Origin of the sequence: Streptomyces sp. NBC_00400 (assembly GCF_036048035.1) — a bacterium.
GTDB lineage: Bacteria > Actinomycetota > Actinomycetes > Streptomycetales > Streptomycetaceae > Streptomyces.
This window is the reverse complement of the sequence record NZ_CP107940.1, coordinates 7,542,765-7,561,682: the sequence shown is the minus strand read 5'-3', so window position 1 is coordinate 7,561,682 and position 18,918 is coordinate 7,542,765. Positions and strand designations below refer to the sequence as shown.

General features: G+C 70.9%; 16 protein-coding genes. 12 read left to right on the top strand and 4 right to left on the bottom strand.

Translation table 11 applies throughout. From position 1 onward, the window contains the following. The first annotated feature begins 27 nt into the window (after positions 1-27). The 3 genes from OHS81_RS33305 (at position 28) to OHS81_RS33295 (ending at position 3,562) form a co-directional block, all read left to right on the top strand. Positions 28-2,454: a SpoIIE family protein phosphatase gene (locus OHS81_RS33305; protein WP_328389451.1), complete on the top strand. Its 2,427-nt coding sequence runs from the start codon at positions 28-30 to the stop codon at positions 2,452-2,454. Positions 2,455-2,578: 124 nt separating this feature from the next. Further along, positions 2,579-2,770, top strand: coding sequence for a hypothetical protein (locus OHS81_RS33300; protein WP_328389449.1), 192 nt, complete (start codon positions 2,579-2,581; stop codon positions 2,768-2,770). Positions 2,771-3,055: 285 nt separating this feature from the next. Beyond that, positions 3,056-3,562 (top strand): DinB family protein, encoded by a 507-nt coding sequence (locus tag OHS81_RS33295; RefSeq protein ID WP_328389447.1) that lies wholly within the window; start codon positions 3,056-3,058, stop codon positions 3,560-3,562. Between the two features lie 69 nt (positions 3,563-3,631). Here the strand turns inward: OHS81_RS33295 and OHS81_RS33290 are convergent, their stop codons facing one another. Further along, positions 3,632-5,083 (bottom strand): amino acid permease, encoded by a 1,452-nt coding sequence (locus OHS81_RS33290; RefSeq protein WP_328391602.1) that lies wholly within the window; start codon positions 5,081-5,083, stop codon positions 3,632-3,634. Positions 5,084-5,317: 234 nt separating this feature from the next. Further along, on the bottom strand, positions 5,318-6,274 hold the full coding sequence (locus OHS81_RS33285) for a hypothetical protein (protein ID WP_328389445.1): 957 nt from the start codon (positions 6,272-6,274) through the stop codon (positions 5,318-5,320). 959 nt (positions 6,275-7,233) lie between these two features. On the opposite strand from OHS81_RS33285, the gene OHS81_RS33280 reads away from it, so the two are divergent. Continuing rightward, the gene (locus OHS81_RS33280; RefSeq protein ID WP_328389443.1) at positions 7,234-7,791 is read left to right on the top strand and encodes a winged helix-turn-helix domain-containing protein; all 558 of its coding nucleotides are present in this window, start codon (positions 7,234-7,236) and stop codon (positions 7,789-7,791) included. A gap of 167 nt (positions 7,792-7,958) precedes the next feature. Here the strand turns inward: OHS81_RS33280 and OHS81_RS33275 are convergent, their stop codons facing one another. Further along, positions 7,959-9,668, bottom strand: coding sequence for an enoyl-CoA hydratase-related protein (locus OHS81_RS33275; RefSeq protein ID WP_328389441.1), 1,710 nt, complete (start codon positions 9,666-9,668; stop codon positions 7,959-7,961). Between the two features lie 348 nt (positions 9,669-10,016). Between OHS81_RS33275 and OHS81_RS33270 the strand changes: the two genes are divergently transcribed. The 8 genes from OHS81_RS33270 (at position 10,017) to OHS81_RS33235 (ending at position 16,849) form a co-directional block, all read left to right on the top strand. After that, positions 10,017-10,172, top strand: a complete 156-nt coding sequence (locus tag OHS81_RS33270) for a hypothetical protein (RefSeq protein ID WP_328389439.1) — start codon at positions 10,017-10,019, stop codon at positions 10,170-10,172. A 140-nt stretch (positions 10,173-10,312) separates the two neighbouring features. Then, complete coding sequence (locus OHS81_RS33265; protein WP_328389437.1) at positions 10,313-11,551, top strand: hypothetical protein; 1,239 nt, start codon at positions 10,313-10,315, stop codon at positions 11,549-11,551. A gap of 53 nt (positions 11,552-11,604) precedes the next feature. After that, positions 11,605-12,159, top strand: coding sequence for a hypothetical protein (locus tag OHS81_RS33260; RefSeq protein WP_328389435.1), 555 nt, complete (start codon positions 11,605-11,607; stop codon positions 12,157-12,159). Between the two features lie 45 nt (positions 12,160-12,204). Next, positions 12,205-13,512: an MFS transporter gene (locus OHS81_RS33255; RefSeq protein WP_328389433.1), complete on the top strand. Its 1,308-nt coding sequence runs from the start codon at positions 12,205-12,207 to the stop codon at positions 13,510-13,512. A gap of 100 nt (positions 13,513-13,612) precedes the next feature. Next, positions 13,613-14,080, top strand: a complete 468-nt coding sequence (locus tag OHS81_RS33250) for a hypothetical protein (RefSeq protein ID WP_328389431.1) — start codon at positions 13,613-13,615, stop codon at positions 14,078-14,080. A 90-nt stretch (positions 14,081-14,170) separates the two neighbouring features. Next, positions 14,171-14,773, top strand: coding sequence for a carbonic anhydrase (locus OHS81_RS33245; RefSeq protein WP_328389429.1), 603 nt, complete (start codon positions 14,171-14,173; stop codon positions 14,771-14,773). A gap of 17 nt (positions 14,774-14,790) precedes the next feature. Further along, the gene (locus tag OHS81_RS33240; RefSeq protein WP_328389427.1) at positions 14,791-16,245 is read left to right on the top strand and encodes a SulP family inorganic anion transporter; all 1,455 of its coding nucleotides are present in this window, start codon (positions 14,791-14,793) and stop codon (positions 16,243-16,245) included. Between the two features lie 157 nt (positions 16,246-16,402). Then, complete coding sequence (locus OHS81_RS33235) at positions 16,403-16,849, top strand: nitroreductase family deazaflavin-dependent oxidoreductase (RefSeq protein WP_328389425.1); 447 nt, start codon at positions 16,403-16,405, stop codon at positions 16,847-16,849. Positions 16,850-16,869: 20 nt separating this feature from the next. On the opposite strand, the gene OHS81_RS33230 is transcribed toward OHS81_RS33235, so the two are convergent. After that, positions 16,870-18,834, bottom strand: a complete 1,965-nt coding sequence (locus OHS81_RS33230; RefSeq protein WP_328389423.1) for an ABC transporter permease — start codon at positions 18,832-18,834, stop codon at positions 16,870-16,872. Positions 18,835-18,918: the final 84 nt, after the last annotated feature.

Sequence of the window (18,918 nt, the reverse complement as noted above, 5' to 3'; positions counted from 1 at the left end):
AATACTGAACCGGGCTGGGTTGATGCCATGAACGCATGGAACGCGGCGGAGAGCGCCGATTTCCGTGGTCCCCTCGACGTCACCAGGGCGGCCACAGCGGTTCTGGATGCCCAGGACCGCATCATCGGGTGGAGCCCGGCGGCCCAGCGGCTCCTCGGGTACACCCCGGAGGAGATCATCGGGCGTCCCGTGGAGACGCTGGTGCCGGCCGGTTCGGCACCGGCCTCCCCCGCGTCCGTGGTCTCACCGAGCGGCAGTCAGGCGCACACGCTGCGGCATCGTGACGGCCGGCTGCTGCGGATGGCCGTCACGAGCTGCCTGCTCGCCGATGTCCGTGAGGGCGCCGAGGTGTCCGAGACCGCCGGTGCGCAGCCGGCCCGTGTCCTGGTGGCGGCCGAGCTGGACGAGCACCGGATGTGGGAGTCCCGCCAGGCGATGTTGCACGGCCTGGCCACCCAGTCTCCGGTGGGCCTGGGGATCTATGACACCGAACTGCGGCTGATCTGGGCGAACGGCGCGTACACCCGGGAGATCGGACTGCCGGTGGACGAATTCCTCGGCGCCCGGGCCGATGAGCTGTACCCGGACGGTGAGTTTGTGACCGAGGGGTATCCGCGCACCCTCGAAGCGGTAATGCGTCAGGTCCTCGACACCGGTGAACCGGTCCTCGATCTGCACTTCGTCGGCCAGCAGCCCTCCGAGCCGGGGTCCGATCACGTCTGGTCCTGCTCTTACTACCGGCTGCAGGACGCCCAGGGCCGGGTGCTCGGGGTGTGCGAGGACGCCTTCGACATCAGCGGCCGCTACCAGGCGCAGCGCCGGCTGAACCTGCTGGTGGAGGCCGGCGCCCGGATCGGCACCACGCTCGATATGACCGTCACCGCGCGGGAGATCACCAAGGTGGCGGTGCCGGCCTTCGCCTCCATGGTCATCGTCGACCTGATGCGGTCCGTGCTGAACGGCGGGGAGCCGGAAGCCGTCGACGGCACCCTGCCGGCCCTGGTACGGGTGGCCACCCGCAGCGCCGATCACACACCGGACGGTCCGCTGCAGGGCCCGCACCGCGTCGAGTACCCGCCCGGCTCGCTGCAGTACCGCAGCCTGTCCTCCGGCGGCACGGCGCGCGAGGAGGGCACCATGGTCGTGCCCCTGCGGGCCGGCGGCGCCCTGATGGGGCTGGTCACCTTCCTCCGCGCCGCCCCGTCGGTCTTCGACAAGGGAGAGATCGAGCTCGCCGACGAGCTGGTCATCCGGACGGCGGTGTGCCTGGACAACGCCCGCCGCTTCACCCGGGAGCACACCGCCGCGCTGACCCTGCAGCGCAATCTGCTGCCGCAGCATCTGCCGGCCCAGTCCGCCGTCGATCTGGCCTACCGCTACCTGCCCAGCGACGAGCGCGCCGGAGTCGGCGGCGACTGGTTCGACGTCATCGGTCTGTCCGGCACCCGGGTCGGCCTGGTCGTCGGGGACGTGGTCGGCCACGGCCTCCAGGCGGCGGTGACCATGGGGCGGCTGCGGACGACCGTACGCGCCCTGGCCCGGCTGGACCTGTCCCCCGACGAGCTGCTGAGCCGGCTGGACGACCTGGTGGAACAGACCGCGGAGGAGCAGGCCGCCACGGTCGGCACGGACGTCGGCCCGGACGATGTGGCCACCGGCGTGACCTGCCTCTATGCGGTCTACGACCCCGTGTCGCGGCGGTGCACCATGGCGCGGGCAGGTCATCTGCCACCGGCCGTCGTCGATGCGGAGGGCGGTCTGTACTTCCCGGACCTGCCGGTCGGTCCGCCACTGGGCCTCGGCGGCCTGCCGTTCGAATCCCTGGATATCGAGCTGCCGGTCGGCAGTCTGATCGCGCTGTTCACCAACGGGCTGGTCGAGGGCCGCGACCGGGACGTCGACGAGGGGCTGGCCATTCTGGGCCGGGTGCTGAGCGATCACCGCCGGCCGCTGGACGAGCTGTGCATCCACACGCTGGCCGAACTGCTGCCGGACGGTCCTGCCGTCGATGACTCGGCCCTGCTGCTGGTGCGCACCCGTGAGCTGGACGCCCGGCAGGTGGCGGCCTGGGAACTGCCCGCCGAGCCGGCCGCCGTGGGCAAGGCCCGCGAGCGGGCCACCGGACAGCTGCTGGAGTGGGGCCTGGAGGAACTGTCCTACACGACGGAACTTGTGGTCAGCGAGCTGGTCACCAACGCCGTACGGCATGCCTCGGGACCGCTGCACCTGCGGCTGCTGCGCGACCGGACCCTGCTGACCGAGGTGTCGGACACCGGCCACACCTCGCCCCATCTGCGGCACAGCGCCAGCGACGACGAGGGCGGGCGGGGGCTGTTCATCGTCGCGCAACTGGTGCAGCGCTGGGGCACGCGCTACACGCCGTACGGCAAGACGATCTGGACGGAACAGGCGTTTCCCCCGCACTATCCCGGGGCCCCGCGCCCGGCCGGCTGACCGGCCTGAGGACGTCCGGCACGGATCGGTCCGGCGCATGGCGTGCGGGTGTTCGGAGGCGGTCCCATGATGGATACCAAGCGAGGTCCCGGCGACCCGGCGGGCGCGGACAGAGGGAGGACCTGTGACGACCAATGGCAGTGACACGTCGGCCGAGCGGCACCCGGTCGAGCTGTACACCGGTAGCGAGCGGCCCTACGACCCGGAGGACCTGGTGAAGGCCTCCGGGCGCGAACCCACCCCGTCGAGCCTGGAATGGGCCAGGCGCCTGATGGCCGAGGAGGGGCCCGGCGCCATCGAGCGGTATCTGCCGTGAGGGCTGAGGGCTGACGGCTGACGGCTGACGGCTCGCGGCCGGGGACCGGCGGCTGGCGGCTAGCCGCCAGCGGCTGACCGAGCGAGCCCACCGCGGTGCGGTGTTGCACGCCGATACGAGCGGCGCCGCGGCCCTCTGCCACCGCGCCTTCCGGCAAATCGCTTGCGGCGGCCCCCGGCGCTGGGGAAGATCCCCTCGACCACGGCCGCCCGTGGCATCGCGCTCAGCCTGCCGGCCCGCCCACCCGCCGAGTCCTCGGGGACTCGCCGCGGAAAGGAATCCACCGTGACCACCGAACGCCTCTCGCCGCCCGTCCGCGCGGGCGAGCGGGAGACCCTGCGGTCCTACCTCGACTTCCACCGCGCCACGCTCGCCATGAAGACCGACGGCCTCTCCGACGAGGACCTCAGACGCCGGTCGAGCCCGCCGTCCACGCTCTCCCTGCTCGGCCTGGTGCGGCATATGGCCGAGGTGGAGCGCACCTGGTTCCGCCGGGTGATCGCCGGTGAGGACATACCGCTCGTCTGGTCGGCCGAGGGCGACTTCCAGGTGGCGTACGACGCGACCACGGCCACTCGCGAGGAGGCCTTCGACGCCTGGCAGACCGAGGTGGCACACGCCCGCCGCATCGAGCGGGAGGCGGCATCGCTCGATGTCACGGGCTACCAGCCCCGTTGGGGTGAACACGTCTCCCTGCGCCTGGTGATGCTGCACCTGATCCATGAATACGCCCGCCACAACGGCCATGCGGACTTCCTCCGCGAGGCCATCGACGGCACGGTCGGCCCCTGAGGCAGCCCGCCGCCGGCGGTGGCCGGTGGCGGCGGGCTTCCGCACGGTCCAGGGAAGCGGTCACCGTCCCTAGATCAGGTCCATCGCGGCAACCTCATCGGGACGGCCGTAGCTCACGGGCCCCTGGAAGCGCCGCCGGGCGGTGGCGAACCACCAGACGGTGGCGATCACCAGGACCACCGCCAGGGCGATGGGCGCGTAGTTGAACGAGGCGGGGGTGATCGGGAACGCCTGGGGCAGCATAAACAGCACATTGCTGATCAGGATCCAGGCCACGGCGACCGCCGCGACGGGCTTGCCGTAGCGGCCGAGGTTCCACGGTCCGGCCTGGAAGTCGTTGAGCCGCAACCGCAGGAATATCGGTACGGCGTAGGCGAGGAACAGGCCGACGACATTGACGCTCACCACGGCGGTGAAGGCGGTGTGGGACCACCAGCCGGGCAGCACCAGCACCAGGGGACAGGCCGCGGCGAGCCAGACGGCCTTGACGGGCGTACGGGTGCGCGCGGACACCGAATGCCACCAACGGGAGCCGGGCATCGCCCCGTCCCGGGAGAAGGCGAAGATCTGCCGGGTATTGCTGGTCATGTTGGCGAGACCGCAGAAGAGCATGGCGCCGATAACGATCAACAGCAGGAACTGGGCGGTGCTTTGGCCGAGCGCGTCGACGAGAATCTGTACCGGCGGCGCCTCGGCACTCGCGGCATGACCGTAGTCACGGATCGCGTACACCAGGGCGAGCATGAGGATCAGGCCGGTGATCGCGGAGTAACTGATCGCCCGCATGATGCCCCGGGGAGCATTGACGGTGGCCTTCACCGTTTCTTCAGACATGTGGAAACTGCCGTCGAACCCGGTGAAGGTCCAACTGGTGACGAGCAGACCCAGCATTCCGCCGTACAACGCATGGGTGAAGCCGGTGTTGTTGACGAAGTGCAGGGCGAACGAAGGCGGTTGGTGATGGTCGGGGATCAGCGCCAGCGCAGCGACGATCACCACCATGCCGATCAGCAGCCACCACACGGAAATACGGTTCACCACGGCAACCAGCCGCACCGTATAGGTGTTGGCCAGTGCCTGGACGAGAAGGATGGCCGCGGTGATACCGACCGTCTGCTGGGGTGTCGGCTCGTAGGACGGCCACTGCATGGAGACGAACGCCTGGATGAAGGTGGCGGCCGCGAAGTTGGTGGCCGCGGTGCCGCCGACCTGGCCCACGAAGTTCAGCCAGCCCGTGTACCAGGACCAGGCGCCCTGATGCCGCTTGGCCAGCTTGCCGGCCGAGAAGTAGAGCGCGCCGCTGGTCGGGTAGGCGGAGGCGATCTCGCCCATCGCGGCACCGACGAACAGCACCATGACCGATACGGCGACCCAGCCGAAGATCAGAACCAGCGGGCCGCCGGCGTTCATACCGAAGCCGAAGGAGGAGAAGATCCCGGAGATGATGTTGATGATGGTGAAGGAAATGGCGAAATTGTCGAACGCGCGGAATCGGCGGGTGAGTTTCCGCGGATAGCCCATGGCATGGAGCGTGGCGTCATCGTCGAGGGTGACGGGGTCTGCCGCGTGGGGGGTTTTCGAGCGAGCTGGGGATGTACGCTCGGACACAACCGCAACCTTTCTGGGGGAATCGAGGGGAAGAGGCCAGGGGAAGAATGGACCGGGCCGATCGGGCCGATCTGTTCGAACGGATGGAGCGGAAAGAACGGTCCTTTTGCGGTGCCGCATTCAGTACGTCTCGGGCCTCCTCAGGAATCAGCCGCTATGCGGTACGGGGAGTCCGCAGGAGCGTCTGGCCCTGGTCAATTGCTCTTCGGGACCACCGAATGCGCTCCAGGGCATACGCGAGGCATACGGCCCCATGGCCGTAAAGACTTCCCGTGCCTCGAATTCGCGTTTCGCCATGTACAGCGCGTGAGCCAGATACGCCAGATCCAGCACCGGCGTGAAGCGGTAAGCGGCCACCTGCGGGAACCAGTTCCGGTAGACACCCATGGCCGCCGAGATCCACTGGGGCTGCTCCCAGGTGTGGTCCGCGAGCAGTTCGGACGGGTTGTAGTCCTCGACCAGCGCCACCAGCGGCAGCAGCCGCAGCGGCGAGGCGGCGGGGGCCCGCTGGCTCAGGAACGCGGCAACGTCCCAGCTCGCGCTGGACGAACCGCCGTAGCGGGTGAAGAAGAAGGACAGGAAGCGGTGGTGCGCCTCGCGGTGCCAGGAATCCAGCCGGAGGATGTGGGCGAAGAGGTACCAGGGCCCGGCGGGAGCGGTCAGCAGCCCCTGCGGCGCCGGGTCCTGCGGGCGGTCGAGGCGGGTCAGCGCCAGTTGCGCCACCCAGGGCGTGGGGTCCTCGGGAAGCAGCTTCGCGGCCCGCTCGCACGCCGACCGCGCTATCCGGGCCAGGGCGCCCTGCCGCCGGTCACCGGCGTCGGCCATACGCAGCGCACGGAGCATCGCCACCCGGGCCCAGAGCAGCGCCGCCTCCGGTCCCGGCTCTTCGGCGAGCCAGCGCTCGGCCAGATCCGAGTCGGCCGCCACGGACGCCAGCACCAGGGAGCGGTGGGCGCGCACCTCGAAATCCTCCCGGGCTTCCCGCAGAACTTCGTGCGCACTCAAGTACCGTCCGGTCCGCACATCCATACACGCGCGCGCCAGCGCCCGGTCATTGGCAGCCGGACTCCACACGTACTGTCCCTCGAAAGAGCCGGCCGCCATGGTCCCCTCCCGGTCACGAAGGCGTCATCCCCCACACCGCATTCCGGCTGCGCCGAATTCAGCCGGACCCTGCCACCGGTCAAGTGACAGCGGGCCACACCTTACTCACCCCCAACTCCCCGCGAAAACAAGTCGCCTGGAATATCTGGTTCCGCACCTTTTAGTCTCGATGAGATTGAAAAGGAAACAACTTCTCGGCCAACCTTCCGAACCTCCTTGCTTTACACCCCTGTTCATCACCCCGTATTTATTTGGCATATTCACATGTCCACAGCACCTTCACAACCGGACGTCCCCGTCGGCTACCCCTCCGTATCCGCCGTTTCCCTGGCTGTCCGGAGCGCCCCCGACTCTCGGCCAGTTCGAGGAGGTTTTCCGGCCATGCCGGTCGGGGCGGCACGGGGCCCGGGACCGACGGGCACACACCCGACCCGGCGAGCACACCCCTCCCCCCGGGGGCGTGACCCGCTCCGCCCCCACCCGCACCGTCACCGCGGAGACCGGCACCGGGCGCGCACGGCGCCGCGAACGCCCCGAATCATCAACATTCAAGGAATTCCTGACGCGCTTGCGCAACGAAACAGCGGGCACCCGGAAGCCACGGGCCGGTGCGCCGCCCGGGCGGGCGCCGCCCCAACACGAAGTCGGCTCAAGAGCAACCGAATTAGCGGACGCTACTTTCCGGAAGCACGCGATTACATGTAGCGTTCGACTGGACCGGAGGCCGTGACTTCACACCACGTCACGGCTGGGTACGGGCATGGGCGCGAGCGTTCTTGCGGTACGAGCGGAGCGATCGCCCCCGATGGGCGCACCTGCACCACAAGTGTCTGGCCGCCGCCCCGCACGTCCACCGGACCGCCTCGCGATCGCTGCGTAGCACCTCAGCATCCCTGAACGTCGAGCACCGCCATGTCTGTCCGTACACGCCTGCTTTGCAAGAGGAATGGGCCCAGATCATGTTTATGAACTCCTCGACGACCCCGCTTGCGTTGCGTCCGGACGCCGATGTCGTCCGGCCGCTCACAGCCGGGCCCGGCGAAGAGCCACCCCTGGCGGTCGACCGGCTACCCGACGGAAAGTGGCAACTGACCCTGCACGACCTGGAACCCGTATCGGTGCACCGGCTGCCGTCCGACGAGGTCCACATCATTCTTGCGCCGCCGGGCGAGGAACCGTCCCGCCCCGAGGAGACTCCAGCCGGCCGGACCCGGCCTGACCCGGTCCACATCGACACCGCGGCGCGGACGGTCTTCATCAGAGGGCGCCAACTCGATCTGCCACGGCTGGAATTCGACCTCCTCGCCCACCTGGTGCTGCATCCCCGGCGCGCCTTCACCCGGGAACAGCTGATGGAAGCCGTCTGGCCCAACTGCCAGTCCAGCACCCGCACCGTCGATGTCCACATCGCCCGTCTGCGCCGGCGCCTGGGGCCGGGCCTGCGCGACACCATCAGCACCGTCTTCGGCATCGGCTACAAGTACCTGCCGGCCGCACAGATCGACGGCTGCGGCTGACGCGTCGCCGCAACCGCCACCAGCCCGTCACCCTTCCTCCGTGGACGCAGGCAGCGGGCCGGTGACCGACGGATATCGGTCACCGGCCCGGCCGGGAGGGGCCCGGCCCGCCCGCCGTTCCCGCGGCACGCGCGCGGGCGCTCACGACGCAGACCGGGGAAGGGCGATCAGGCCCCGGCGGGTGAGGTGTTCAGGTGTGCGGAGGCTCCGGCCGCGGGTTCCTTGCGTACGAAGGCCCGGCGCAGGGCGTGATACGGCTCGTCCGGGTCGAAGAAGGTGCGGTGCATACGGGCCAGCTCGTCCTCCCGGTAGGCCGCGAGCGGCCGCTCGGCCTCGTCGCGTTCCCGGGACGCCTTCTTCGCGGCGATACGTGCCTGGGTGGCGGGCGCCGAGGCCAGCAGGACGGCGAGCCGGGCGGTCCGTGCGGCGAAATCCTGCGCGGTGCAGTCGATGATCCGGTCGACCAGGCCGAGCCGCGCACCGGCCGCCGCGGTCATCGGCAGGGCGCGGGCCATCAGCTGCCCGGCCACTTCGGGGCCTGCCCGGCCGGGCAGCGTATAGGTCCAGTACTCCGAACCGTAGAGCCCCATCAGCCGGTAGTGCGGGTTGAGCACCACGGCCGACCGGCACCACACCTCGTCGGCGGCGAGGGCCAGCATCGCCCCGCCCGCCGCGGCATTGCCGCCGAGCGCGGCTACCACCAGCCGGTCCGTGGTGGTCAGGACGGCGTGCACCAGGTCGTCCATGGCGTTGATATTGGCCCAGGACTCCTCGGCGGGGTCGGCGGCGGCCTCGATGACATGGAGGTGGATGCCGTTGGAGAAGAAGTCCCGGCGGCCGCCGAGGACCAGCACGGAGGTCGGCCGGGCGCAGGCGTGGTGGTAGGCGGCGAGCAGGCGCCGGCAGTGGTCGGTGCTCATCGCGCCGCCGGGAAAGGAGAACTCCAGGAAGCCGGCCGGCCCGTCCTCGCGGTAGCGGATGTCGCTCCAGGTACGGGGGCCGTCGCCGGGGTCGGGCGGGGCCGGGATCTCCGGGAGCCGCGGGAGGCGGTCGCCCAGTGCCAGCGTGGCGGGCAGCTTGGGGGTACGGGGCTCCCCCGGCGCGCGGGGCGCCCGCAGCTCCGGGATCCATACCGCGCCGTCGGCCGTCGCCCGGCAGATCGCGCCGCCTCGGGTGGCGAGCAGTTCACCGGGTCGGCCGGTCAGGGTGTCCTCGGGGTGGCCGCCGTGCAAGTACCAGCTCTCGCCGAGGAGTTCGTCGCGGACACCGGGCTGCGAATCGGCGGCACGCAGTGTCCGTACGACGGTGTCGGTGGGGTCGGACCGCCAGTCGATGCGGCGCAGCTCCTGACGGAAGGGCGGCCGGGGGCGGCCGGGTTGCGCGGCGTCGGGCAGGGCGGCCTGTGGCTGCGGCCGGTGGGTACCGGAGGCCACACGGGCAACGGCCGTGAGCACCGCTTCGACCGCGCCATCGGCGATCTCGTTGCGGTACAGGTCACTCTTGCCCACCTCGGGTACGGGGAAGTCGGCCGCGGCCCAGATGTCGCCGGCATCCATCTCGTCATTGGCCTGCAGCACCGTGACCCCCCACCGGGCGGCGCCCAGGTGCACCGCCCAGTCCACCGACGACGGGCCACGGTCGCCGACGGGACCGGGGTGCACGATCAGGCAGGTGTACGCCGACCACACCTCGCGGGGCACGGCCGTCTTGAGCATCGGTGCCACGATCAGGTCGGGGGCGTGCCGGCGTACGGCCTCGAGGAGCGGCGTGTCACGCGTCACCAGTTCCACGCTCACGTGGTGCCCCCGCTCGCCGAGTTCCGCGTGGACGCGCTGCGTCAGGCTGTTGAACGCGCCGGCGATGAGCAGAATGCGCACAGCGGACTCCCCTGGAAGCTGGAACCGGTCAGCGGGTGATTGGTCGTGATCGTTCCCCGCGGGCGGCGGACCGCCGCCCGAGCCGCGCCAGGGGTCACCCGATCGACGGCCTCCGTGCGGCCCAATGCCCGCCCGGGAGATCATCTGACGCGCTGTCAATTTGTTCCGCCTGGAGATCATCTCGACGGCATTCCGCCAAAGTTGGCGCACTCCGCACGCTTCCGCAGACCGTGATATTGCCGTTAATTGACATTCACTTGGTCATACTTTTACCTTCGGTGGTGCGGCATCGGCGCAGGTCAGTGCCGTATGCCCGGTTCGTCTTCCGCATTCTCACCGGAGGTTCCCATGGAGCAGCTCATCAAGAAGATGGCTCAGGACCAGGTCTGGCAGAGCTGGCTGGCCGCCAACTCCGCACAGCAGGCGGCGAAGAACGGCTGCATCAGCGCGGCACCGAAGGCGGGCTGCATCAGCGCCGCGCCCAAGGCCGGCTGTATCTCCTGACCCTCGCGCCTCAGGTACCCGGAGCGGACCGGCGATCACCGGGAGCGGGCCACCGCCCCTTCCCGGCCACCGGCCCGCTCCGGGCACCACCCCCTGCCTTCCCGTGTGGGCACCGCCTCCCGACCAAGGACGAGGAATCCATGGATGGTCAGCCGACCGCCGAGGTCATCGAGCAGATCCGCGACATACCGATCTACCGTGCGTCGCTGGCGAAGGGCCACTTCCCCCTGCTCGACAAGCCGGAGATCGCGCGCGGCTTCCCCGACAACTGGATGACCCCCCGGCTGGCCGCGGCCCTGGAGTCCGGAGAGGCGGAGTTCGTCCTCTCCACCGGCACCCACCACGCCCGGATGCAGATCATCCGGCCCCCGTATTTCCTGCTGCACTCCTACTACCGGCTGTGGAGCGAACACCCCGATATCGCCGACACCTGGGAATCGGGCTGCCGACGGGTCTCCCTGACCACGGTGCTGGCCACGGAGCATGTGGCGCGGGTCAATGCCGCACGGCGCGGTACTCCGCCGGACCCGGTGCCCGCTCTCGCCGACCGGCAGCTCGATGCGCGTACCTGCTACCTCAATCTGCGGCTCGATCCGGCGCTGTGGGAGCGCGACGACGTGGTGCGGATGCTCCGGGAAATCCGGGCCGCCGCGCGAGCGCACCCGCGCGGCTGGTACCACCTCGACTGCTCCGGATATCACCTGGCGCATCTGCTGCGAAAGGTCGCCGAATGGAGGCTGTGGGACGACTTCCCACCGCCCGCCAGCATCATCCACGCCTACGAGTACACCCCGGTGAACGTCCGGCGTTTTCTGCACCAGCACTTCGCCTGCCCGGTCATCGACCTGTTCGGCAGCACCGAGCTCGGATATCTCTACTTCAGCGACCGCCGCGGCACCTACCGGCCGCATCTCGACAAAATGAGCGTCGAACTCCATCCGGTCGCCGACGGCAGCACGATCCACCAGCTCATCGTCACCAGTGTGCGCAACCCCTTCATGCCGCTGGTCCGGTACCGCTCGGGCGACTGTGTACGCACCGTGGACGGCACGCCGGACCCGGAAAAGATCTCCCAATTCTGCGGTCGTGAAAAGGAATTGCTCGACACACCGCACGGCCCCGTCGCACAGGGCGACCTCGACCGGTGCATCGGCGAGGCGTCCCCACAGATCTTCGTGTACCAGTTGCAGCTGACCGGCGAGGCGACGGCACAGCTGGTGTACACGACGTTCGACGGCACACCCGTCGAGTCCGACCGGGCCGCGGCGCTGGAGGAAGCCGTCGCTGAACTGACCGGGCGGCGCTGCCGGCTCGACCACCGCCCGCACCTCCCCATCGGGAAGTCGGGAAAGTACGCCTGGCTCACGACCGGCCGCTGATCCACCCGATGTCTTCCACACCCGGACGTCTTCCTCACCCGGACAGGAGAAGCATGACCACCCCGCCGCGGATATCCCCCGACGCTCTCGCAGACCTGCTCGGCAAGGCGCTGTACACCGAGGTGGTGACGTATGCCGACGGCAAGAGCGCCGCCCCGCGGGAGTTCGTGGAGCGTCAGGTCACCGAGTGCCTGCGCTATCTCTATCTCGTCTCCCGGCACCACGACCGGCTCGGCGGTCTGTTCCTGCCCGTCGAGCAGGACATCGACGAAATCTGGCATTACCTCATCCTGCAGACCCGCGAATACCGCGCGCTGTGCGAGGAACGGCTGCCGGGGCGCTTCTTCATCGAACACCGCAGCATCGCCTACGAGGACTACCAGCAGGAGCCGGGCCGCGAGCAGGCCCTCGAAGAGGCGCTGCGCTGGATTCCGCTGTACTGCCGGGAATTCGGGCCGTTCGACGAGGGAGCACTGCCGCACTGGACCATCGTGCGCTTCCTCCATGAGCAGATGGGACTGTCGCTCGCGGATATCGCGGCGCTGGAACCGGTGGAGCCGGCAACAGCAACAGCAACAGCAACAGCAACAGCAACAGCAACAACGTAAAGCCTGTCTTCACCGGCCCCCGTCCGCCGCGAACCGAAGGGAATCATGAGGGCTCGCCACGCCGACCCTGCCGAGGGCGAAGTACCGGAACAGCGGCGGATTCTGGCTGTCCTGGTCTTCTCCCAGATCCTCAGCGGCGCAGGTCTCGCCGCGGGGATCACCGTCGGCGCGCTGCTCGCCGAAGAGATGCTCGGCTCGACCGGCCTGGCGGGCGTGCCCAGTGCGCTGTTCACCGCCGGAGCCGCGCTGGGCGCCGTCGGCATCGGCCAGGTCTGCCGGCGCCGCGGCCGGCGTCCCGGTCTTGCGCTCGGGTACGCCGTCGGGGCGCTGGGCAGCCTCGGGGTCGTGGTGGCGGCCGCCCTCGGCAATGCGGTGCTGTTGTTCGCGTGCCTGTTCGTCTACGGAGCGGGCACCGCGACGAATCTGATGGCGCGTTACGCCGGTGCGGATCTGGCCTCGCCCGCACGGCGCGGACGGGCCGTGAGCACCGTGCTCTTCGCCACCACGCTCGGTGCGGTGATCGGCCCCAACCTGGTGACGCTGACGGGCCGGGTCGCACACTCCTGGGGCATCCCCCGGCTCGCCGGGCCGTTCCTGCTGGCCGTCGCCGCGTTCGGGGCGGCCGCGGTGGTCCTGGCCGTTCTGCTGCGGCCCGATCCGCTGCGGCTGGCCGAGAAGCTGGCCGCGGCGCAGGCCGGAACGGTGGCCGGGAGCCCCGCGGACGAGGCCGGCGGCGGGACGGATGCCCGGCCGGACCGGCGCGGGGTGGTCACCGGCACCGGGATCATGGTCCTCACCCAGCTCGTGATGATCGCCGTCATGACGATGACGCCGGTACACATGCAGGCACACGGCCACGGCACACAGGCGGCCGGCTGGGTCATCGCCCTCCATGTCGGAGCGATGTTTCTGCCCTCCCCGCTCACCGGTCTGCTGGTCGACCGGTTCGGCCGACGGTGGATCGCCGGCGCGTCCGGTCCGGTCCTGCTGGCCGCCGGGGTGGTGGCCGCCGCGGCACCGGACTCCGTTCCCGCGCTCGCCACGGCACTGGTACTGCTCGGCCTCGGCTGGAACTTCGGGCTGGTCAGCGGCACCGCCCTGGTCACCGACGCGCTGCCGCCCGCCCGTCGTGCGTCGGCGCAGGGGCTGGTGGACGTCGGCATCGCCCTCGCGGGTGCCACCGGGGGGATGGTCTCGGGCCCGGTCGTCGTGCTGGGCGGCTACCCGACGCTGGCACTGGCCGGCGGCATCCTCGCGATGGCGTTCATCCCCGTCCTCGCGTGGGCGGCCGGCCGGCCGCCGCACACCGTCACCGCGCCCGCGGCTGCCCCTGCGGAAACGGAACAGGGATGAACACCCCTTCGCCGGACGGATGTTCCCGGCTGCTCTTCGGGGGATTCTGGAAACTTGGCGTCATTTCTCGTTATCACGCCCGAAACCTGGATGCTGCACTGTGAAGGCAGAGTGGAACCGTGCGGACGAACCACGGGGGGCGATGATGCGGAAGGGCGCCTGTGTAGCGGGCATATCCGTGCTGCGCCTGTGCCGTATGTCGCTGACCGTCCTGCTGGTGGTCGCGGCCTTCCTGCTGGGTGGTGGTGCGGCGGCGCCCGGTGCGGCGAAGACCGCGTTCTCCGCCTCGTCCGCCGCGAAGTCCGCGAGCACGTCGGCCGTCAAGCCCGGCTATGAGAACGAAGAGGAAAAGGCGAAGCGGGAGGCCGAGCGCGGCCAGCCCCGGCGCACCGCCCGGACCTCCGTCGGCGTTCCCCGGCACACCGGCCGTCCGCTACCGCCGTTCAGCGCGGGTGCCATGACTCCCGTCGCCACGACGGCCTCCGGGACCCCGTCGGCCGGCAGCTCCACCAAGGCCGCGCCCAGAGGGGCCGGATTCACCGTCCTGCACTGCGTCTTCCGCTGCTGAGAGCGGCGTGGTGGCCTGCCCCACCCCCGCACCATGCACCTTTCCGCCACCACCCCACAGTGGCACCACTCATCAGCAGGAGACCTCCTCGTGGAGACCTTCATTCAGCATGCCCGGGGCCTTATGGCCCGTATCGCCGACCGGCGGGACGAGCAGGAGACCTACGGCCGGCTCGCGGCCGGACAGTCCCCCCTCGCTCTGTTCATCACCTGTTCCGACTCGCGGGTCGTCCCCGCCCTGATCACCGGGGCGCAGCCCGGTGAACTCTTCGAACTGCGGACCGCCGGCAATGCCGTACCCGCCTACCGCGAGGACATGGCGGCCTGCGCGGAAGCGGCCACCATCGAGTACGCGATGCGCGTCCTGGGCGTCGCCGACATCGTGGTGTGCGGTCATTCGCACTGCGGCGCGGTCGGTGCCAAGGCCCGCGGTGAGGACCTGACCGGCGCGCCCGCCGTGCGCGACTGGCTGGCGCAGCAGCTGTCCGACCACCTGCCCGCCGACGAGGAACCGACGGTCGCCGCCGCGGTCCAGCACCATGTGCGCGAACAGCTCGACCGGCTGCGCGGCTACCCCTGTGTGCAGGAGCGGCTGGACGCCGGCGAGGTGAATCTGCACGGGTGGTTCTACGAAGTGCACACCGGCCTGGTGGCCGCGCATCACCCGTCCACCGACCTGTTCCTCCCGCTGTGAAGGCGGGTGGGCACCTCATGAAGCGCTTCCCCTCCTTCCGGGCGGACTTCACCGCCTCCCTCGTCGTCTTCCTCGTGGCCGTCCCGCTGTGTGTCGGGGTGGCCGTTGCCTCCGGGGTACCGGCCGAGCTGGGACTCGTCACCGGCGTGGTCGGCGGACTGCTCACCGGCCTGCTCCCGGGCAGCAGCCTGCAGGTCAGCGGCCCCGCCGCCGGTCTGACGGTGCTGGTCTTCGAAGCCGTCAAGGAGTACGGCATCGGGGCGCTCGGCGCACTGGTACTGGCGGCGGGTGTACTGCAACTGGCCATGGGCGCACTGAAGTTGGGGCGCTGGTTCCGGGCGATCTCGGTCGCCGTGGTCCAGGGCATGCTGGCCGGCATCGGTCTGGTCCTGATCGCCGGACAGCTCTACGCCCTCGCGGACGCCAAGGCGCCGGGCAGCGGACTCGCGAACATCGGCGGCATGCCCGGCCTGGTCACCGCCACCGCGGGGTCGGCCACGGCCCTGTCCGCGCTCGCCATCGGCGCCGGCACCATCGCCGTCCTGGTGCTGTGGCCGCGCTGGCGGCGCGCCGCGCGGATCCTGCCCGCACCGCTGGCCGCGGTGGCGCTCGCCACCACCGCCGTGTGGGCGCTGGATCTGCCCGTCGCGCGCGTCGAGGTCAGCGGTCTGCTGGACGCGATCCAGCCGCCCGGCCTCACCGACCTCGGCCGGCTCGCCGAGGTCGGGGTGCTCGGCACGGTCGTCGCCTTCGCGCTGATCGCGTCCGCCGAGTCGTTGTTCAGCGCCGCCGCGGTCGACCGGCTGCACGACGGGCCGCGCACCGAGTACGACAAGGAGCTGATGGCCCAGGGCGCGGGCAACGCCGTCTGCGGCCTGCTCGGTGCCCTGCCGATGACCGCCGTCATCGTCCGCAGCGCGGCCAATGTCCAGGCGGGCGCGAAGACCAAGGCCTCGCGGGTGCTGCACGGTGTCTGGCTGCTGCTGTTCGCCGCGGCGTTCCCGGCCGCGCTGGGCGTGGTGCCGGTGGCCGCGCTGGCGGGCGTGCTGGTCCATGCGGGCTGCAAGCTCATCCCGCTGCGCGAGCTTCGGCCGCTGTGGCGCGAACACCGCGGTGAGGCGGTGGTTCTCCTGGTCACGGCCCTCGCGATCGTGACGGTCAACATGTTCGAGGGCGTCCTGATCGGTCTGCTGCTGGCGGTCGCGAAGACGGCGTGGGAGACCTCCCATGTGCACCTCGAGGTCGACACCCCCGAGGACGAGGACGAGCCGGTGCGGGTCCGCGCCGTCGGCAACGCCACGTTCCTGCGGCTGCCCAAGATCCTCGATCAGCTCGACGCGCTGCCCGCCGAGCGGGGAGTGGAACTCGATCTGAGCGGGCTGCGTCATCTCGACCACGCCTGCGGTGCCGCGCTGACGAACTGGGCCGAGCAGCACCGTCGTACCCGGCGGGCCGTGGAACTGGTGTCCTGACGACCGGCCGCCCGGCGGTACGGTCACCTCTCCGTACGGCCGGGCGGCGGGGCCGGGAAGATCCCCCTCGTTGCGGTTGTTGAGCGAAGGTCAGGCCGGTCGCGGCGGACACAGCGGCCGGCCCGCCACGCTTGTCGTCGTCGAGAGGAAGGGTGCTATGCCTCTTTTGGGTGAGTACGAGCCGAGCCCGGAGCAGTGGGTGCGCGATCAGGTCGAGGAGTACGAGAGCTCCGGCGGCACGAAAGGCACCACGATCCATGGGCTGCCCGTCGTGGTGCTGACCACCCGGGGCGCGAAGAGCGGAAAGATCCGCAAGAGCCCGCTGATGCGGGTGGAGCATGACGGAACGTATGCGGTGGTGGCCTCCGTGGGCGGCGCGCCCCGGCACCCGGTCTGGTACCACAATGTCGTGGCGGACCCCCGGGTGGAGCTGCAGGACGGACCGGTGCGGCAGGACATGACGGCCCGTGAGGTCACCGGCGAGGAGAAGGCCCTGTGGTGGGGCCGCGCGGTCGAGGCGTACCCCGAATACGCCGTCTACCAGAAGAAGACGGACCGGCAGATCCCGGTGTTCGTCCTGGAGCCGGCGGCCACGGCGCACTGATACCGGCTCCCTCGTGGCGCTCAGAGCGTCACGAGGGAGACCTCGGTGGCCTTGACGCTGGTCCACACGGACACGCCGTCCGCGAGGCCGAGGTCGAGGGCGGCCGAGGGGGTGATTTCGGCCACCAGATCGGGGGCCTCGTGCGAGGTGACAAGGACCCGCAGGCGGCTGCCCGCCGAGGTGATCTCCCGGACGGTGCCCGGCCAGACGTTGCGGGGGCTGCCCGTGGGCTTGTCGAGGTGCAGGGACACGGCCTCGGGGGCGATGATCGCCAGCGCCCGGGCGCCGTCGGGGAGCGGGTCGGCGGCGACGAGGCGGCCGCCGTCGGTGAGCGCCAGGCCGTCGCCGGTGGCGGTGCCCGGCCAGGCGTTGCGGCCGAGCATCCGCGCGACCCAGGGCGAGCGCGGGTGCCGGGTGACCTCGGCGGGCGGGGCGTCCTGGAGGGCGCGGCCGTCCTCCAGGACGAGGACGCGGTCGGCGAGCGAGACCGCCTCGACGGGGTCATGGGTGACGATCAGGCAGACGCCGCCGAAGCCCGCGAGATGGCGGCGCAGGGTGTGCCGGACGTGGGCGCGGGTGGTCTGGTCGAGCGCGGCGAGCGGTTCGTCGAGCAGCAGCAGACGGGGCCGGGCGGCCAACGCCCTGGCGAGGGCGACGCGTTGCGCCTGCCCGCCGGAGAGCTGGGCGGGCTTGCGGTGCGCGAGCGGGCCGACGCCGAGCCGGTCGAGCCAGAGCTGTGCCGTACGGCGGGCCTCGGCACGCGCGATGCCATGGGCGCGCAGCCCGTAGGCGGTGTTGCTCAGGGCCGTCAGGTGCGGGAAGAGTGCGCCGTCCTGCGGGACCCAGGCGACGCCACGGCGGTGCGGGGGCAGCGTGGTGACGTCGGTGCCGCCGAGGCGCAGCGTGGCGCGGGCACGCGGGGTGAGCCCGAGCAGGGCACGCAACAGGGTGGTCTTTCCGGCGCCGTTGGGGCCGACGACGGCGAGGGTGGTGCCCGGTTCGGCGTCCAGGGTCAGCTGGTTGAAGCCGGTGACCTCGGCGTGCAGCGGCCAGTTTTCCGGGGGCGCCGGCGGCGTAGGTGCGGGCTCCTCGACACGGAGGACGGGCGGCGCCGCGAGGCCGGTGTCGTCGGTGGTGGGGGCGGTGCGGGCGGTGGTGGCGCCGGTCCAGCGGCCGCGCAGCGCGACCAGCACGCCCATGGCGATGACGAGCAGCAGCAGCGAGACCGAGGTGGCGGCCTCCGGGGACCCCTGGAGCAGCAGGTAGACCTGGAGCGGCAGGGTCTGGGTGGTGCCGGGCAGATTTCCCGCGAAGGTGATCGTGGCGCCGAATTCGCCGAGTGCGCGGGCCCAGGTCAGTGCGGCGCCGGCGGCGAGGCCGGGGGCGACCATGGGGAGGGTGACGGTACGGAAGACCCGTACGGGTGAGGCGCCGAGGGAGGCCGCGGTCTCCTCGTAGCTGGTGCGCAGTCCGGCGAGCGTGCCCTCCAGGCTGATGACGAGGAACGGCATCGCGACGAAGGTGGCGGCGACCACGGCGCCGGAGGTGTGGAACGGCAGCACGATGCCGAAGGCGTCCTCCAGCCAGGGGCCGAGGAGTCCGCGGCGGCCGAAGCCCATGAGCAGGGCGACACCGCCGACGGTCGGCGGCAGCACCATCGGCAACAGCACCAGCGAGCGGACCAGCGCCTTGCCGCGGAAGCTGACCCGGGCCAGCAGCCAGGCCAGGGGCACCCCCAGCAGCAGGGCGAGCCCCAGCGCACAGAACGACACCAGCAGCGACAGCCGGAGCGCTTCGAGGACGTCCGGGCTGGTCAGGTGGGTGCCGAGGTCGCTCCATGTGGTGCGGGCAAGGATGCCGGCCAGGGGCATCAGCAGGAACGCGATGGCGACCAGCGCGGGCACGGCCAGCGCGACGGGGGCACGGCTGCCGGGCACGCGGAGCCTGCCTGCCGGGGGCCGGGCGGGGGTGCGGGGGCGTCTCATCGAGGTCCCTGGGATTCGGGGGCGGGCCGGGGCCGGGGTACGGCGGCGCACACGGGCCGGGCCGGGGTACGGCGGCGCGCACGG

What these genes read in the sequence shown, in the direction of transcription:
- OHS81_RS33305 (WP_328389451.1), top strand. Translation starts at nt 28, where the DNA reads ATGAACGCATGGAACGCGGCGGAGAGCGCCGATTTCCGTGGTCCCCTC.
- OHS81_RS33290 (WP_328391602.1), bottom strand. Translation starts at nt 5,083, where the DNA reads ATGGGCTATCCGCGGAAACTCACCCGCCGATTCCGCGCGTTCGACAAT.
- OHS81_RS33285 (WP_328389445.1), bottom strand. Translation starts at nt 6,274, where the DNA reads ATGGCGGCCGGCTCTTTCGAGGGACAGTACGTGTGGAGTCCGGCTGCC.
- OHS81_RS33280 (WP_328389443.1), top strand. Translation starts at nt 7,234, where the DNA reads ATGTTTATGAACTCCTCGACGACCCCGCTTGCGTTGCGTCCGGACGCC.
- OHS81_RS33270 (WP_328389439.1), top strand. Translation starts at nt 10,017, where the DNA reads ATGGAGCAGCTCATCAAGAAGATGGCTCAGGACCAGGTCTGGCAGAGC.
- OHS81_RS33265 (WP_328389437.1), top strand. Translation starts at nt 10,313, where the DNA reads ATGGATGGTCAGCCGACCGCCGAGGTCATCGAGCAGATCCGCGACATA.
- OHS81_RS33260 (WP_328389435.1), top strand. Translation starts at nt 11,605, where the DNA reads ATGACCACCCCGCCGCGGATATCCCCCGACGCTCTCGCAGACCTGCTC.
- OHS81_RS33255 (WP_328389433.1), top strand. Translation starts at nt 12,205, where the DNA reads ATGAGGGCTCGCCACGCCGACCCTGCCGAGGGCGAAGTACCGGAACAG.
- OHS81_RS33240 (WP_328389427.1), top strand. Translation starts at nt 14,791, where the DNA reads ATGAAGCGCTTCCCCTCCTTCCGGGCGGACTTCACCGCCTCCCTCGTC.
- OHS81_RS33235 (WP_328389425.1), top strand. Translation starts at nt 16,403, where the DNA reads ATGCCTCTTTTGGGTGAGTACGAGCCGAGCCCGGAGCAGTGGGTGCGC.
- OHS81_RS33230 (WP_328389423.1), bottom strand. Translation starts at nt 18,834, where the DNA reads ATGAGACGCCCCCGCACCCCCGCCCGGCCCCCGGCAGGCAGGCTCCGC.